Here is a 16,723-nt window from a genome sequence, read left to right as displayed (position 1 = left end):
TGCCCTGATTTCGGCCAGCCTCCGCCGTTCCTAGTGTCATCGCCAAAGCCGAGCTGTCACCGGTTGCCGGAGATCCCATCAACACGGGCCCTGCTGCCACACCCCTCAACCCATCTCGGCGGGAGGATTGCGATGTATCGAAGAACTGCCATGGCGGCCGCTGTCGCGGTTGCGCTTACCCTGGGCACCGTGACCGGGGTGGCCACCCAGTCGACCGCAGCCACCCCGCCCCCTACACCCACGGTTGCGCAGAGCCCGCTGTCGCTGGCGATCTCTGCAGCCGACCGCGCTGCCGACGGCGGTCACGACGCGCTGGCCAAAGGCCCCTTCGAGCAGTACGACCGGCGCATGGTGATCCCGTGGGTCGACGGGCTGTTCTCCATCGCCTACGAGCGCACCTACCGGGGCCTGCCGGTGGTCGGCGGCGACGCCGCCGTGCTCGCCGACGGCAAGGGTGCGATCCGGGCGATCTCCGCCGCCACCAAGACGAAGATCAACGTCTCCGTGGTGCCGACCGTCGCCGTCGACCGTGCCGAGCAGACCGCCAAGAGCCTGCTCGCGAAGGTCGACCGGGTCGAGTCGCGCACCCTGGTGGTGCACGTCAAGGACAGCACCGCCCGCCTCGCATGGGAGGTCGTCGTCGCCGGACGCACCGCCTCGGCGCCCAGCCACCTGCACGTCTTCGTGGACGCGCGCACCGGCCAGGTGCTGGCCAAGCAGGAGGACGCCGCGGCGGGCTCCGGCACCGGCAAGTGGAACGGGCCCAGTCCGCTGTCGATCACCACGTCGCAGTCGGGCAGCACCTACTACCTGCGCGACACCACCCGCTCCGGCCTGAACTGCCAGGACTACAGCACCAACACCGTCTTCTCCGGCCCGGACGACAGCTGGGGCAACGGAGTGGGCACCAGCAAGGAGACCGGCTGCGTCGACGCCCTGTACTCGGCGCAGAAGGAATGGGACATGCTGTCGGGCTGGCTGGGCCGCAACGGCCACAACGGCAACGGCGGCAGCTGGCCGATCAAGGTGGGCCTGAACGAGCAGAACGCCTACTGGGACGGCTCGACGATCACCATCGGCAAGAACCAGGCGGGCAACTGGATCTCCTCGATGGACGTGGTAGGCCACGAGTTCGGCCACGGCCTCGACCAGAACACCCCCGGCGGCACCAGCTCCGAAGCCGGCCTCGGCGAAGCCACCGGCGACATCTTCGGCGCCCTGACCGAGGCATACGCCAACCAGTCCAGCGCCTACGACGAACCCGACTACCTGGTCGGTGAGGAGATCGACCTCGTCGGCGACGGCCCGATCCGCAACATGTACAACCCCTCGCTGGTCGGCGGCCACCCGAACTGCTACTCCTCGTCGATCCCGAACACGGAGGTACACGCGGCCGCAGGTCCGCTCAACCACTGGTTCTACCTGCTCGCCGAGGGCAGCGCGCCGGGCGGCGGCAAGCCGAACAGCCCCATCTGCTCGGGCGGCCCGTCGTCGGTCACCGGCGTGGGCATCCAGTCCGCCGGAAAGATCTTCTACGGCGGCATGCTGCTGAAGACCTCCGGCATGACCCACAAGAAGTACCGCACCGCGACCCTGACCGCCGCGAAGAACCTGGACTCCTCGTGCGTCCTGTTCAACCGGACCAAGGACGCGTGGAACGCGGTCGCGGTCCCGGCCCAGACCGGCGACCCGACCTGCACCGGTTCCAGCACCGACTTCTCCGTCTCGGTCAGCCCCACCTCGGGCAGCGTCAACGCGGGCTCCTCGGTCACCGCGACGGTCAACACCGCGACCGTCTCCGGCAGCGCGCAGACCGTGTCGCTGACCTCCTCGGGCGCCCCGTCGGGGGTCACCGTGTCGTTCAGCCCGTCGTCGGTGACCTCGGGCAGCAGCTCCACCATGACGGTGGCGACCACATCCGGCGCCGCCGCCGGCACGTACACGATCACCGTGACCGGCACCGGTTCGGTCACCCACACCGCGCAGTACACGCTGACGGTCAACGGCGGCACCCCCGGCGGCACCGCCCCGGACATCAGCGTGTCCAACGTGCAGGCGCACCTGACCCAGCTCAACACCATCGCCACCAACAACGGCGGCAACCGCCGCTCGACCGGCCAGGGCTATCTGCAGTCGGTGGCGTACGTCAAGGGCAAGCTGCAGACCGCCGGCTTCACCGTCACCGAGCAGCCCTGCACCTCGGGCTGCACCAGCGGCGCCGGCCCGAACCTGATCGCCGAGTGGCCCGGCGGCAACGCCAGCAACGTCTACATGTTCGGCGCCCACCTGGACAGCGTCTCGGCCGGTCCCGGCATCAACGACAACGGCTCCGGCTCGGCGGCGCTGCTCGAGGTCGCCCTCGCGCTCGCCGCGCAGAACCCGACCATGCTGAACAAGGTCCGCTTCGGCTGGTGGACCGACGAGGAGCAGGGCCTCAACGGCTCGAAGTTCTACGTCAACTCCCTCACCAGCACCCAGCGGACCGCGATCAAGGCCTACTACAACTTCGACATGATCGGGTCGAAGAACGGCGGCTACTTCATCAACAACATCAGCTCGACCGCGTCGCAGCCGATGAAGGCGTACTGGGACAGCCTCAGCCTGCAGCCGGAGGAGAACGTCGAGGGCCAGGGTCGCTCCGACGACTACTCGTTCCAGAACGCGGGCATCCCGACCTCCGGCTACGCCATGGGCGCCAGCGCCACCAAGACCTCGGCCCAGGCGTCGAAGTGGGGCGGCACCGCCGGTCAGGCGTACGACTCCTGCTACCACTCGTCGTGCGACACCACCAGCAACATCAACGCCACCGGCCTGGACCGGGCCGCCGACGGCATCGCCTACACGCTGTGGAACCGGGCCGTCGGCACGTCCACCCCGACCGACGACTTCTCGATCTCGGCCAGCCCCGCGTCGGGCACCGTGAACGCGGGGTCCAGCACCACGACCACCGTCGGCACCGCCACCACCTCGGGCAGCGCCCAGACGGTTACCCTGACCGCCAGCGGCGCCCCCACGGGCGTAACGGTCTCGTTCAGCCCGTCGTCGGTCACCTCCGGCAGCTCGTCGACCGCCACCATCGCGGTCGGCTCGTCGGTGGCCGGCGGCACCTACACCATCACCATCACCGGCGCGGGTTCGGTGTCGCACAGCACCACGTACACGCTGACCGTGACCGGCGGGCCGGGCGGCTGCACCGCCGCCCAGCTGATCCTCAACGGCGGGTTCGAAAGCGGCACCTCGCCGTGGACCGGCTCCACCGGCGTGATCGGCACCTCTATCGGGCAGGTGCCGCGCAGCGGCACCCGGTACGCGTGGCTCGGCGGAAACGGCTACACCGCGACCGAGGCCATCAGCCAGACCGTCACCATCCCGTCGGGCTGCACCAGTGCGGTACTGACCTACTGGCTGCACATCGACACGAGCGAGTACGGGGCGCTCGCCTACGACGTGTTCACGATCAAGGCCAACGGCACCACCGTGGCGTCGCTGTCCAACATGAACGCTGCCACGGGCTACACGCAGCGCACCGTCAACCTCGGCGCGTACGCCGGCCAGACGGTCACGCTGACCTTCACCGGCACCGAGGACGCCTACCTGCAGACCAGCTTCGTGCTGGACGACGTGACCCTGCAGATCGGCTGAGTTCAACGGCAGGGTGGGGCGCTCGCCCCACCCTGCCGCAGGTCCTGTGCCCTGTTCCGCTGCCGGACCGGACCTTAGCCTGAATCCGTGGATTGGATTCTGGGTGCGTTGTCGGGTTGATCTAGCCGATTGGGGGTGTGATGGATCCGCTGGCCCTGGTCTCCGTAGAACGCCAAGTAACCCGGCTCCGCCTTGACCTGGCGAGAGGCGAAGTCCATCGCCTCCGGGCGCAGATCTGCCCAACCTCGCGGGAAGCGGCCGTACCGGTCGTAGAACCTCCGCAACAGCGCGAACCCGGCCGTATCTCGCCATGCTTGGACGCAACCAGGTCCAGCTCAGCAGGGACAAGGGTCCAGTGCTCGACCAGCTCGCCGATGCTCAGAGGAGATCGACTCACAGCGGTCAACCATCGTGGCAGCGATCAGGGACCGCGCAGACCCCCAAAAAGATCAACTATTTGGCCCCTGGTTGCAAGATCGTTACTAAAGCCCCTGCGGATGGGGCCGGCGTGGTTGGTCGTGAAGGGCCCGTCGGCGTGTGACCAGGTCCAGCGAAGCCGTCGGTGGGTCAGCCACGCGCCGGTCTGGCCGGCGAGGTCGCGGTGCCGGCGCTGGGTCCTGTTGGTGTCAGCGCTGTCGGTGGTGAAGGCGAGCAGGGCGTAGCCGCCGGGGATCCCGGCGTCGGGCTCGCCGGGGTGCCGGCTGCCGTCGACGGAGAAGTGCACGCTAGCCAGGGCCGGTGCGCCCTGTCCGGGCAGAGTCTGCAGCATGTGGACATGGCCGTGGTCGACCAGGTGCCATCGGCCGTCCAGGGGCAGCCCGAGCGTGGTGCGGGCGTGGGCGAACAGTTCGTAGGCGTCGACGGGGTCCTGCACGACGAGGGTGGTGGTCACGGTCATCGCGGTCACCGGGCCCAGATGCCAGGCTGCGGTGGCGGCGGCACCGGCATACCCGGCGAGCAGCAGCGGCACGGCGCGGGAGATGGCGGCGTACTTGGCCCGTACGGCGCGGGAAAGCCACCACAACTCGCCGGCGCGTGCGAGGGGGGCGGTCTGGGCTCCCGGGTCGGTGTCGCCACCGACAACGCGGACCAGGACGTCCTGGGCGGTGTCGGTGTCGGCGTAGGCGACGAACCCGAAGTCCCCACCCCGAAATCCCGGTACGCGAAACCCGCGTCCGGCACCGGTGGGGCTACTGAACCGCCGAAAGCCCTTGCGGCAGGGCTGGCGCCGCGCGCCCTTTATGGGCATCACCGCACGCTCTTCCGCGCTCGTCGAAGAGGGCCGATGCCCACCGAACTCGCACATCGTGTCCGGGGTGTCTGTCGGTGACGGCGGCAGGCTGAGGTTGCCGTGCCCGTTGGGCCGGGAGTGGGGATGGCTGAAGTGTGTTCCGCCGTGATCGTGGCTGACGTTCGAGGTGCCAACCCCGCTCCCCCCGCCGCTCTTGCTTAACCCAGTCGATGGGCAGGTCGTCTAGGTGCTTCAGGCTTGCCTCGGAAATGGCCGCTACACGCACCTCAACCCATCCCTCTCTCAAGTTCCATGGGCTTCGAGGATCCAGCGCGCACGGCCTCAACGACCTGTACGACGAGGTGCGGTGCAACCCGTCCAGCGGCAGCCCGGAGATCTTCCGGCAACGACTCGCCCGACGCTGCCCCGCCGAACGCTGCCTGGTGTCCTCGTCGTGACCCTGAGAGGGCACCCGAGCCCGCGCAAGGGCCCCGTCGGAGAGAGTGCCAGCCGCCAGCCGCCAGCCGCTCACGCTCGGCGGCGATAGGACAACAGCCGAGATCGGTCGTGATCTTCGATGATGTGCGCGGTGTGTGCTCTCCAGCCGGTGCCATCCTGCGTCAACGCATGCCTACCAGGGTCATTTCAGTCAACGAATCATGGATGGCGGCCCGGCCGTGTGGTCGACGTGTGGTCGTTGCCCAGCCCGACCCGCCGGACTAACCCAGGTCAACGCGGGTCACTCCCTGCCAACGCGGGCCAACGCGCAGGTCGTTAGACTGTGCCTTCGCGCCCTCGTAGCTCAGGGGATAGAGCAACGGTTTCCTAAACCGTGTGTCGCAGGTTCGAATCCTGCCGGGGGCACCTCGAAGATCAGCGATAACGCCATCTGACCTGCGGGTACGCTCTCGCGTCGATGGCCTGCCTTGCGCAGTGGTATGCCGCCCGAAGCCGCCGCTTGTCGATGTCCACGGACTATTCACGGATTGATCTTGGCCCGTGATGCGAGGTGTTCGTGCAGCTCACAGTCTGTATACGGCACCGCTACACCCGTTCTGCGGGCGTTGCGTCACGTGCTGGCGGGGGATTGGGGCCTGTCCAGTCGGCGCTACGACTCGACGAGACGCGCCGTGGGTGCCTTCGGGGAGCGCGGACGGAGCTTCGCTGCTGCTAGGTGGCCTTGGATGTGTTCGACGAAGCTAGGGGCGCCACCGTTGCTGAGACACCCGAGTAACTCCTCAACGCTCAGTTGGGGCTTCCCAGTCGAGCGGCCGGTCTCGGCGCTCTGCCGTTTGATGATGTCCACAACCGCCGACGGAGCCAGGTCGTACTGCAAGCATAGAAATCGGTCGGGTGCCAGTACTTCGATATGCAGGGGACCTACGGCGGCCTGCGGGAAGTGTCTCAGGTTGTTCGTCACGATGACGTCCGCTCGGCCTGCGACGGCGGCAGCTAGAACGTGCCGGTCACCCATGTCGTTCGTCATGCCCTCAATGAGGGACTCGTAGCCCGTGACAAGGGCGTCACTGAACGCTTCGTTCATGCACGCGAACATCGCGTCAAGTCGCTCGGAGTCAATGCTCGGGCGTAGCCGCAGGATCGTTCGCCGCGTCTCTGCGAGGATGTCCTGGCTCCAAAGCGGACGGTAGAAGTCCGCCTCTGCGACCCGTAGGAGAGTGTCGCGGAGCGCGTTTGGAACCAGGACGTTCGCATCGAGCAGGACAGAGAACGGCACCAAGTGAGCCTAAGTGCTAGGGGTGCCTCTTGGAAGCTTCGGCTTCACGTTCTGTTGTCGTTGCCTTCCTCAAGGTCGTTAGCTGGTAGGTCATAGAGCCCCATGTCAAGGCTCTCTACCGTCATGCGTTGAAGTAGCTGCCGCCGTTCCTGCCGTCGCTGCTCTTGGTACTTGAGTACATCGGCAAGCTTGATCCGGCGGTGGCTGTTGGGTCGCTCATGCGGAATCTTCCCCTCGTCGAGCAGCTTGGTGAGGGTCGGCCGCGACACCCCCAGCATGTCTGCGGCTTGCTGCGTGGTAAGTGTTGTGTGTTGCGGCGCGATCGTGACGGCGTAGCCGTTGGCCAGGGCTTCAAGTGTCTTGACCAAGATGTCGTGCAGGCCGTCGGGCAGGGGTTTGGAGCTGGAGCCGTCTGCGCTTACCAGGCGTGCTCTTGCCTCGGGCACATCGTGGCCACGGTCGCGTAGGACCTGAAGGAGGTCTACGACTTCCGCGCTGTTGGCGGCATCGGGCAGGATCGTCTGCTCGTCCATGACGCGGGCTGCGGCTGTCATGGCGTTAGCATGCGTCTAATTCGCAAGAAACGCAACGTGATCTAGGGTTGCTGCTCGTCATGTTGGATTACTGACAAAACGGACGATTCTTCACAGGCTGCAACTCGGGATCTTCGCTCTTCATGCATCGACGGCAGATCTGAGCAACCTTCTGAGCTGCGCTCACGCCTTAGACTCGTTCGGCGGTAAGTCAGCCGTCTGTAGGCGTTGGAGTTGCGCGGCCCTCAGTACTCTCACAAGCAGGGCCCTGACTTACGATCTGACCGCGCAGACGGATCGGCATCGTGGAGGTCATCGCACCAGTCTGCGGCAGTGTCGTTGTCAAACGGACCGTCATCCCAGGTGCCCATGTGCTCCTCTGCATTCGCGGTAGGCGGATCATGCAGCCCAACGGGGACGGACGCAAGGGCGCGAGAGTGCTTGGCTGTGCAGCCAGGCCGGCCGACAGGTGTGCATGATGATTGGCGGCCTTTTGCGAAGGTAGAGTGGTCGCCACGCTTGTGGACCGCCCTGCGGGTGTCCGCGTCGCTCACGGGCCGGACGAGTCAAGATCATTGCACGTACTCTGCACGAAGCGCGCTGCCGACGCCCGAGGACGGCTGAAGACCGTCCAAGTCAAGGACACACTCGCCAGCCTGCCTCAGCCGCCTTCCTGAACCGTGTGTCGCAGGTTCGAATCCTGCCGGGGGCACCTCGAAGATCAGCAAAACGTCATCTGACCTGTGGATACGCTCCCGTGTCGTCGGGCCGGCCCGTGCAGCGGTGTGTCGGTCAGAGCCGCCGTTTGTCGCTGTCCGCGGACTATTCACGGATTGATCTTGGGAGGGTTCCGGGTCGCGCCCGCTGTTCCGGTCAAGATCTGGATTCGTCAGGGTCACTCTCGTAGCCGCGGTCGTGATGCCCGGCGTCCCGTTGTACCTGCCGTTCGTGCACGAAGTAGTCCCCGAGGTCCGCGAGGAGACGCATGCGGGCGGCGTCAAGGCGTGCCGTGTAGTCCGGCATGAAGATCTCCACGAGCGACTTATCCAGAGTGCCGCCGATGCGGTGCAACGCCGACCAGACGGCGATGTCCTCGTCAACGATGACATCGAACCTCTCAGTACCGATCACCTTGTCAAGCCAATCGGAGAGCACCAGGGCCTGGTCGTGGGTCAGCCTGATCGTGAAGTCCTCGGCCACCGAGCGGGAGTAGCCAGAACGCGATGCGGGAGCGCAGGCGCTACTCACCCGGGACCGCTCAACGCGTCCTCAATGCGCTGGTTTACCGTCGCCTCCTGGCCGTCGATGCACCTGGCGTACACCTTCAGCAGCACGTCCACGGAGTGGCTGGCGCGGGCGGCGACGTCGGTTGCCGGAACACCGGGGTTCAGCCACAGCGACACCGCCGCGTGGCGCAGGTCGTACGGCCGTCCGGTCAGCGGGGACGCCACATGTATCGGAGTCAGCGCCGGCTCCCGCGCTGCCTTGAGACCCAGTTAGGAGCGGTGGTTGGAGATCGAAGCGTTGCTTCCACGGTCACGAACACCACGGGACTATCTGGACCTGGTGGCAGACCCGAGCGTCGACTCAGCCGGAATGCGCATGCTCGCCCGCAGTCCCTACTCTTTCGTGCGGCTGGCCGTCGCCCAAGACGCCCGCACGGACGCAGCAGCCCTGTGCGAGTTGCTTGGTGGCGAGTTCTCCGAGTGGGACCGCAACTGCCTGCTACGGCTCGTCGCTCAGCATCCGCAGGCAGATCGAGATGTCCTGCTCAAGGTCCTGGAGGAGATCGCCGTCCATCTCGACCGGCTGACTTCGAGGCCCTACGCCGCAGCGATTGCGCTAGCCAGCCGCCGCGAGCTGACGCCTCATGAGGTGCTTCGCTTGCAGCGCCTTCCTGGCGCGTCGAGACGGATGCGCCGAGGCGTGGGCCGCGCACTCGCGGCACGACGATGCTTACCGGAAAGCAGCGAAGGACGCACCTCCCCTGGTGCGCCCCCTGCGATCTCAGGACAGGGCGTAGGTGTCCTCGATTTCGTGGCGGCTGCCAGGCATCACCAGCACCGACGTCATGATCGGGTCGCCGGATGCCTGATGGACGGTGATGACGACGCTCATCACCGACTCGTCGGCCGGCACCTCCAAGGCCTCAGCCTCGACGTCGCTCACCCGGCGGGCGGTCATCCGCTCGGTGGCGTAGTCGGGCCGTAGGCCCTTATGGCGGGCGATGAGGTCGAGCAGGCCGCCAGCGATCGGGTCCGGCCTGGTGATGTCGGTACCCACCGCGATGTCCACTGGCACGAACGTGGCGACCAGGTCCACCGGCCCTGCCTCCGAGACGGTCCGGCGGCGCCGTTCGTAGACCGGCGTACCCTCCGGGATCTTCAACTCCGCCGCGATCCGCGGTGACGCGAGCACCGGGCCGACATGTAGGATCTCCGTCTCCCCGGTCTCGTCCAGCTCGACCGCGTCGCGGGCGTAGTCGGGAGAGGTACGCCCTGAGGCGGGCCGGCCGCGTACGAAGCTGCCCTTGCCCTGCTGCGACTCGATCCATCCGTCCTGCTTGAGGATGCCAAGCGCCTTGAGGACCGTCGGGCGGGACACCCCGAACTCCGTACAGAGCTGGTTTTCCGATGGCAGTGCCGCACCGGGGGCGTAGTCGCCGTCCTCGATGCGCTTCCGCAGCGTGTTCAACACGCGCAGGTACTTCGGCGTCGGAATCTCGTACGCCATCGCGGGCCACCCCACCTAGGAACGCTGCATGAATCTCAGCAGCTTATGAGTTGTTTGCATGACAGAACAAGTCAACTCAGCCGTTCGGCATCACACGCCCGACCGCTGCGGCAAGCCACCCCGACCACGACGACGGCGCTCCCACCGACTCCGGACGAGTCGCACCCGGCCACCGACGCGGCAGGCACCTGTACCGGCCGAATACCCGCAACGCTGCCTGACGCTGCGGGCACGGCCCCTCCTCTCCACAGGTGGCGCAGCGCCCGTCCGCGCTCGACGGGGTGTGCTGGTCAAGCTGCGCCTGTGCCGCCCGGAGCTGGTCGCGCACCGCACTGGACAGGTAGGTACTCACCGGGCCGCCCCATCTGGCGGGAGCTTGCTCGCGCGTACCAGGATCTGCGCCTGCCGACCATGCCGGCCGGACGGACCGAGCCTAAATCCCTCGACCCAGATCCACTCATCCTGCGGCGGACGGTTGGCCACCAGCCGAACCCCGGTCACCCACAACGTCACCGGCCCGTCCGATGGCAGGAGACGATCTGTTGCATCGATCGTCAGCACCGCGCCGAGTCGTACCCGAACGTCAAACACCGCGTCTCCTCATCACCGGCGCCACGTTGCGAGGCGGCGCGTTGTTGGTAGTGCGTGGCTGGATCTGAAGGCCGGCGATCTGCGCGAAGACCTCACGCCGCGCCAGCGCCTTACCGGTGGCTGGGTTGATGGAGTAGCCGGTGAGCCACACCCAGCCGTGGTACGTCGGCTTGTCGCAGACCGAGGTAACCCGCAGCCACAGCGCGCGGTCGCCGCCGAACTGCACCGAGGCCCGGCCGCCGATGAGCACCAGGTCGCCCGGTGCCGGGACACCCGGCCGGCGCGGCGCTGGTGTGCGAAGCGCCGAGGCGGGCGGGCCATTCACGGGCCGTCGTTCGGGTCGCGGTCCCACGCCAGCACCCACCCCGGGCCAGCCTCAGCAGGTCGCTGCGCGACCGGAACCCGCGCAGTCCAGGCAGGACCGCCGGGCCAGGGAACGGGTCCGCTCCGACCCGCGCCCTATCCCCCGGATGGCGGTGCGGGCGAGGGTGTACTTCCAGCCCGCGCCCGAGCAGGATTGGCAGTTGCTCGATACGTTCAGCCCCGTCATGCAGACAGGTTGTGGCATATACCGCCCGGCGACCCGGAAAATCCTTCCGGGGTCGCAGTCGACCGAGGGGAGACAGTGAACCGGTGCGCGGGACAACCAACACCCTGACCATCGGCGAGCGCGTCGCCTGGTACCGCCGGCGACGCGGCCTGTCCCAAGAGGTCCTAGCCGGGCTCATCGGCCGTACCGCCGACTGGCTCGGCAAGATCGAGAACAACAGGATCGAGCTGGACCGGCTCTCCGTCATCAAATCCCTCGCCGAAGTCCTGGACATCTCCCTCGGCGACCTGCTCGGCGAACCCTCGCTGCTCGACTGGACCGGCGACAGCGGCACCGAAACCGTGCCCGCCCTCCGCGCCGCCCTGATGAACTACCGCGCTATCGCCCCGTTCGGCGGCGGCACGCACGCGGAGCCGCCGAGCGTCGCCGTGCTCAAGAAGGAGGTGGGCGCCCTCTGGGACGCCTACCAGGACTCCCGATTCGGATACGTCACCGGCCGCCTGCCCGACCTGCTCCACCGCGCCCAGGCCGCCGCCGACCACCACGACGGCGACGACCAGGACCAGGCCCGCCGCCTACTCGGCCTCGCGTACCAGCTCGCCGCGACCCAGCTCACCAAACTCGGGGAGAGCGACCTCGCCTGGATCGCCGCCGACCGCGGCTTGACCGCCGTCCGCCCCACCGGCGACCCGCTCATCACCGGCTCCCTGTTCCGCTCCGTCGGCCACGCCCTACACGCCACCGGCCGCTACGCCGAAGCCGTACGCCTCACCGAAGACGCCGCCGGCTACCTTGATCCCCACCTCAAGCACGCCACACCAGCGCTGCTCTCCGTCTACGGAACCCTGTTCCTGTCCGGCTCTATGGCCGCCGCCCGATCCAACGACGCCGCCACCACCCGCACCTTTCTCACCGCCGCCGACCACGCCGCCGGCCAACTCGGAGCCGACGCCAACCACCTCTGGACCGCCTTCGGCCCGACCAACGTCGCCATCCACCGCGTCGCCACCGCCGCCGAGCTGGGCAACCTGCAAGTCGCCATCGACCTCGGCCCGCGCGTCGACACCGCCGGCCTACCGATGGAACGCCGCGTACGGCACGCCCTCGAAGTCGCCCGCGCCTACAGCTCCTGGAACCGCGTTAACGACGCCCAGGCCGTCCTGCTCGACGCCGAGCAGATGGCACCCGAACAGGTCCGACACCACTTCCTCAGCCGACAACTCGCCCTGACCTGGGTACGCCGGCAGCGCGGCAAGCCCTCAGCCGAACTAGTCGGACTGGCCCGGCGGCTCAAGGTGCTCGACTGAACCCAGCCCATCTAGGCTGCCCTGGTGACGGCCAACGAGATGCCACCCATGGCAACCCCACGCGTCGCCGCAGGCGCCCTCTTCTTCGATAACGAAGGCCGCGTGCTCCTCGTACGCCCGAGCTACAAGGAGCACTGGGACATCCCCGGCGGCTACGTCGAACCCGGCGAGTCACCACGAGGCGCATGCGTACGCGAGGTCCAAGAGGAACTCGGCCTCACGCCCGCGCTCGGACCGATGCTGGTCGTTGACTGGGCGCCCGCCGAACACGAGGGCGACAAGCTCTTGTTCATCTTCGACGGCGGTTCACTCGGCGCCAAGCAAGAGCGTGACATCCGCTTCGCCGATGGTGAACTCACCGAATGGCGCTACGTGGGCGCAGAGTCCTTGGACCAGTACGGCCCGGCCCGGCTCGCCCGCAGGATCCGTTCGGCGATTGCAGCGCGTAGTACTGGCAGCTCTGCGTACGCCGAATACGGCAGCGCAATCTAGAGCACAGTTTCGATACACGATCAAGGCGGCCCTTGACGGGCCGCACGCGCCGCCGCCTAGGCGCGCGTCCGTCGCTCCGCTGGCGCTCCGACTCCGGCCCCCGCAACACGCCCGGCGGCTGGCGCGGAGGGCGGGAAGCCCGGAGGGGCCGCCGCATGACGACAGCAGCGTTGACCGGTGAGGGGTGGGCCGGCAGCCGGCCGGGCCGCGCGGCCACGAGCCCGCGCGGCGTAGGGGAGCGCACGCCGGCCGCGTCGGCGAGCTGGCGGTGGTCGCAGGGTTGCGGTTAGAGCGCCTCCGGCGGGGGCGCTCGGGCTCCAGGATGGCCGGGGCTCCGTCGGCGGGTCACGGTCCGTGGGTGGTTGCGGTAGTCCATCCCGCCTGCCCTCGACCCGGAGGGCCGCGGCCTGCTCCCCAGGAGGGCGGGTCGAGGGCAGACGGGATGGCAGGGTGGCTTAGGGGGACGTCATTCCCAGAGCGGGTCCTGAATTACTACTGGATCACGGCCAGAGACTAGCCTCACGTCAGCATCGGGCACATTCCGATGGCTCAACTCAAGTAGAAGTCGAACTGCGGCTTGCGCTAGTTCGTGAAGTGGAAAAGAGGCGTTGGTGTGGCCCATGGCCGTTCCAGTAACGAAATCCGCTATTAGATTACGTCCGCTAGACATCGCTATTGCGGCCGTCTGCGCCACGGAGTCGCCACGAGCCACTAGTTGGCCGAAGTCTGGACTGTCGACGACGTCGGCATTGCCTACAGCTTGGATCGAGATGGCGAAGTTGGCCTGCTGCACTTTGACATCCGTCATGCGAACTCCTAGCTGGCGGATGCCATCAATCAGGGTAGTAACCGACACGCCGCGTCGTGTCTCATGCGGAGGCAAGTCGTTAGACCTGGCGGCGAAGTAGGCAATCCAGCCGTCACCGCGCAGTGCTAGACAGTCCTTTTCTACTCCCCAGTTCGCACGCTGGCCCTCGGAGCTCGACGCGCCGCTCTGGCCGAAGACACGCGCTCCACGTGCTAGCAACCGATCCAAATTCGCTTCGACTAGGTGGCCTAGATTCGGTCCTGATTCTGGCCCCAGGGCTACTACTTGTTCGAGTCGGACGCTACGCCCGATCCTGCGCCAGAATTGCACATCATCAGTTGTGAGGGTTGCAAGAAGAAGGGAAAGGTCTCTGCCTGTTAGTGGGCCGGCCAGGTTGCGATGGGACGGGAAATTTTCAGGAGTCCCGCCCTGTCCCTCCCAGACTGCCCGGTAAAGACGACTGAACCGGTTGGCCTGCTCGTCGTCCAACATGCCTTCGGCTGCTACGAGCGCCGACCTGATCGGCTCCGCCTCCAAATGCTCCGCAGCAGAGAACCCCGCGATGGCTGATTCGGCCGCACCCCTCGCGGCCTGCTCATCTACTAGGCCCAGGCCACCACGGATGACGGCGTTCGTAAGCACCGAAGTAATCGGGACGCGAGGGGACACAAATTCCTCGATCGCATCCGGATTCGTAATAAGGGCCCGAGCCTCTTTCGCAGCCATCACCAAGCGTTCGTGAGCGGCTGAATCCTGTCCGGATCCGGAGTCGTCCAGAGTGAGCATGATTGGGTGACTGGGTGCGATGATTTTAAGGTCAGCTGCTAGCCATTCTGGGTTTGGATCGGTGCGCAGAAAGACGAGCCTCTCCCGATTCTCCTCCGGCCAGGTCAGTACTAGGTCTGGCGCGAAAGTGTGGTTGAAGTACTCAGTCTTCCTGACCCGGGCAGACGGGTCGCCGGATCGCAGGAAGTTGCTGACGCTGGTTTTCAAGGAGTCGATGCGCCGATCCGGTGTGTCGAAATCTAGCGCATGACGCAGAGCCGCGCTGAATTCGCCGCTCATTGGGACTCCTCCCCGATGCCCATGAACGCCATAACCCGCTGGTAGTGGTCGCTCGTGATTACTAGGCCCTCCTGCTCATCGCAGAGCGTCAGCAGCCACAAGCGATTGGTTAATTCGTATATTACTTGCGTGTCTAATTTTCCATGCGCTTCCTCGGCTGACTCTGTTCCAAATACCCGAAAGGTGTTGTCGGCGTGAAGAAGGTGTTTTTTGATGGACTCTACACTCCGATGCTTGTGCCAACTCTGCGCTTGAAAGGGAGCCCAGGATAGCCATATCAGATTATCGCATCGGTCGGGCTTTTCTTGAAATGCTACGTAGCATTCGGCGATGAATTTCCGATACTCTGTTGCTGAGTCCATCTCGTAGCGATATGCCTTGACTTCCGCCATGAATGACTTGTCATGCAGATCGCCGCCGCGCAACTTGCCCCCTATGTCAAAGCTGAAGCCTTGACCGCCATAGGGCCACTGGAAATGCAGCAGGTCTTTAAACACTTTGTCAGTGTTTGTGTAGATCGACGCGACGCGGGTCGAGTAGTTCAGCCACCGCTTAGCTCTATCTACGCCAATGCTGCCGGTCTGCTGCCGTAGCTCGCCCGCCACCATCACAGCAGGGTATATCATCCACACGGACAGCAATAGGGCCGAAGATCCACCGGGAGCCCGTCGGTTGGCTGGCGAGAAGGTCTGGTTGGCTCTCGACGGCAGGCTGGCGAGGCTCGACCGCGTCGCGGGCCGGTGATGGCGGCGTGGGGCACACAGGGGGCACGAGACACCGTCAAACGTCGTCAAACAGTGGCCAACCATGGCAGCGTAAGACTGCATGTGAGCAGGCGTCAGCCGCTGTTGCCGCAGGTAGACGTGCCGGGGGACTTAGTTCCGCTTCAACGTCTGACGGTCGCCGGTCTTTGCGGTTGTGCCACGGAACCGGGAGCAGGGGGATGTGGTTGTCACGCTCCGAATCGTCGGCTGCGGGCCGAGTAGGAGCGCAGGGCGCGCAGGAAGTCGATCTTCCGGAAGCCGGGCCAGTACACGTCGCAGAAGTACAGTTCGGAGTAGGCGGCCTGCCAGAGCAGAAACCCGGACATGCGGCGTTCTCCGCTCGTGCGGATGACCAGATCAGGGTCGGGTTGGCCGCCGGTGTACAGGTGCGCCGCGAGAGCGTCGGCGGTTAGTCGTTGTGCGACGTCGTCGAGTGTGGCGCCCGCTCGTGCCTCCTGTTCCAGCAGGGAACGAACTGCACTGACGATTTCCTCGCGGCCGTCGTAGCCGATGGCGACTGTGAGATGGAACTCGGCACCGCGTTCGCGGGTGGCGTCTTCCGCGAGTTTCAGGGCGTGGCGTGTCGAGTCGGGTAGGACGTCCGCGCGGCCGGCCAGGTGAAGCTGCCAGGGATTGGCCGGGCGGAGGAGCGGCTCCGCGACGACCTCCTCGATCATCCGCATCAGGTTCTCCACCTCTTCGGATGCCCGTTTACGCATGTTGTCGACGGAGGCGATGAACAGAGTGACGTGATGGATGCCCATGTCGGCACACCAGCCCAGTACCTCGTGGACGTGTTCCGCGCCGTACCGGTGGCCCACCCCGGGGTCATCGAAGCCCGCCTGCCTGGCCCACCGGCGGTTCCCGTCCATCACCATTGCTACGTGCCGTGGCAGCGACTTCCCAGCCAGCTGGGCGCGGAGGCGATGGGCGTAGAACCGGTAGGCGCCACGGCGTATGGGCTGCATCATGATCGAATGAAATCACCTCATCGGCGCTGGCGTTGGCCCGCGCGGACTGTCGACAGCAACGGTGACAGCTACGAGCCGGAACAAAGACGCCCACGCCCGGCGTCGCGTGACGGTCGGCCGAGGCGGGCGACGGATGCGGACGCAGGCAGACGAAGCGCACGGTTCTTGTAGACGAGACGTCGGATGGACCCTGCCAGCGACGCCACTGCCGAAACGTTCTCATTAGGATCAAGGCGCCGCGCGAGCGCGGCGCGGGCCCCCCGCGCTCGGCCTGCTGGCGGCCTCCGGCCGGCATCGGCCG

Annotated in this window: 13 protein-coding genes, 1 tRNA gene and 1 pseudogene; 4 read left to right on the top strand and 11 right to left on the bottom strand. The window is 66.4% G+C overall.

The window, feature by feature from the left end:
* Positions 1-150 precede the first annotated feature (150 nt).
* Positions 151-3,642, top strand: a complete 3,492-nt coding sequence (locus tag ACWENR_RS11145; RefSeq protein WP_452276871.1) for a M28 family peptidase — start codon at positions 151-153, stop codon at positions 3,640-3,642.
* 421 nt (positions 3,643-4,063) lie between these two features.
* On the opposite strand, the gene ACWENR_RS11140 is transcribed toward ACWENR_RS11145, so the two are convergent.
* Complete coding sequence (locus ACWENR_RS11140; protein ID WP_452276870.1) at positions 4,064-4,948, bottom strand: hypothetical protein; 885 nt, start codon at positions 4,946-4,948, stop codon at positions 4,064-4,066.
* A gap of 716 nt (positions 4,949-5,664) precedes the next feature.
* Between ACWENR_RS11140 and ACWENR_RS11135 the strand changes: the two genes are divergently transcribed.
* Positions 5,665-5,737 (top strand) — tRNA-Arg (locus ACWENR_RS11135).
* 244 nt (positions 5,738-5,981) lie between these two features.
* Here ACWENR_RS11135 and ACWENR_RS11130 read toward each other — a convergent pair.
* The 7 genes and pseudogenes from ACWENR_RS11130 to ACWENR_RS11100 all read right to left on the bottom strand — a co-directional run bounded on the left by ACWENR_RS11130 (position 5,982) and on the right by ACWENR_RS11100 (position 10,790).
* Positions 5,982-6,608: a PIN domain-containing protein gene (locus ACWENR_RS11130; RefSeq protein WP_452276869.1), complete on the bottom strand. Its 627-nt coding sequence runs from the start codon at positions 6,606-6,608 to the stop codon at positions 5,982-5,984.
* Between the two features lie 44 nt (positions 6,609-6,652).
* Positions 6,653-7,162, bottom strand: coding sequence for a helix-turn-helix domain-containing protein (locus ACWENR_RS11125; protein WP_452276868.1), 510 nt, complete (start codon positions 7,160-7,162; stop codon positions 6,653-6,655).
* A 263-nt stretch (positions 7,163-7,425) separates the two neighbouring features.
* Positions 7,426-7,512: pseudogene (locus ACWENR_RS11120) on the bottom strand (DUF4259 domain-containing protein); the annotation flags it as partial.
* A gap of 502 nt (positions 7,513-8,014) precedes the next feature.
* Positions 8,015-8,341, bottom strand: coding sequence for a hypothetical protein (locus ACWENR_RS11115; RefSeq protein ID WP_452276867.1), 327 nt, complete (start codon positions 8,339-8,341; stop codon positions 8,015-8,017).
* Positions 8,342-8,385: 44 nt separating this feature from the next.
* On the bottom strand, positions 8,386-8,592 hold the full coding sequence (locus ACWENR_RS11110) for a hypothetical protein (RefSeq protein ID WP_452276866.1): 207 nt from the start codon (positions 8,590-8,592) through the stop codon (positions 8,386-8,388).
* 556 nt (positions 8,593-9,148) lie between these two features.
* Positions 9,149-9,874: a GntR family transcriptional regulator gene (locus ACWENR_RS11105; protein WP_117668737.1), complete on the bottom strand. Its 726-nt coding sequence runs from the start codon at positions 9,872-9,874 to the stop codon at positions 9,149-9,151.
* A gap of 583 nt (positions 9,875-10,457) precedes the next feature.
* Positions 10,458-10,790, bottom strand: a complete 333-nt coding sequence (locus ACWENR_RS11100; protein WP_452276865.1) for a hypothetical protein — start codon at positions 10,788-10,790, stop codon at positions 10,458-10,460.
* 308 nt (positions 10,791-11,098) lie between these two features.
* Between ACWENR_RS11100 and ACWENR_RS11095 the strand changes: the two genes are divergently transcribed.
* A complete protein-coding gene (locus ACWENR_RS11095; RefSeq protein ID WP_452276864.1) occupies positions 11,099-12,322 on the top strand; it encodes a helix-turn-helix domain-containing protein in 1,224 nt (407 codons plus the stop codon).
* Between the two features lie 24 nt (positions 12,323-12,346).
* Positions 12,347-12,814: an NUDIX domain-containing protein gene (locus tag ACWENR_RS11090; protein ID WP_231925903.1), complete on the top strand. Its 468-nt coding sequence runs from the start codon at positions 12,347-12,349 to the stop codon at positions 12,812-12,814.
* A 466-nt stretch (positions 12,815-13,280) separates the two neighbouring features.
* Here ACWENR_RS11090 and ACWENR_RS11085 read toward each other — a convergent pair whose 3' ends face one another.
* The 3 genes from ACWENR_RS11085 to uppS form a co-directional block, all read right to left on the bottom strand.
* Positions 13,281-14,687 carry a hypothetical protein gene (locus tag ACWENR_RS11085; protein ID WP_157747030.1) on the bottom strand — a complete coding sequence of 469 codons (1,407 nt, stop codon included), beginning with the start codon at positions 14,685-14,687 and terminating at the stop codon, positions 13,281-13,283.
* Positions 14,684-15,295: a hypothetical protein gene (locus tag ACWENR_RS11080; RefSeq protein ID WP_452276863.1), complete on the bottom strand. Its 612-nt coding sequence runs from the start codon at positions 15,293-15,295 to the stop codon at positions 14,684-14,686. Before ACWENR_RS11080 ends, ACWENR_RS11085 begins: the two co-directional genes overlap by 4 nt.
* A 344-nt stretch (positions 15,296-15,639) precedes the next feature.
* A complete protein-coding gene (uppS, locus tag ACWENR_RS11075) occupies positions 15,640-16,422 on the bottom strand; it encodes a polyprenyl diphosphate synthase (RefSeq protein ID WP_231925902.1) in 783 nt (260 codons plus the stop codon).
* Positions 16,423-16,723 lie beyond the last annotated feature (301 nt).

The sequence above is a fragment of the Micromonospora sp. NPDC004336 genome (genome assembly GCF_053602615.1).
The sequence above is the reverse complement of the archived record's forward strand: the minus strand, read 5'-3'. Positions and strand labels throughout refer to the sequence as shown.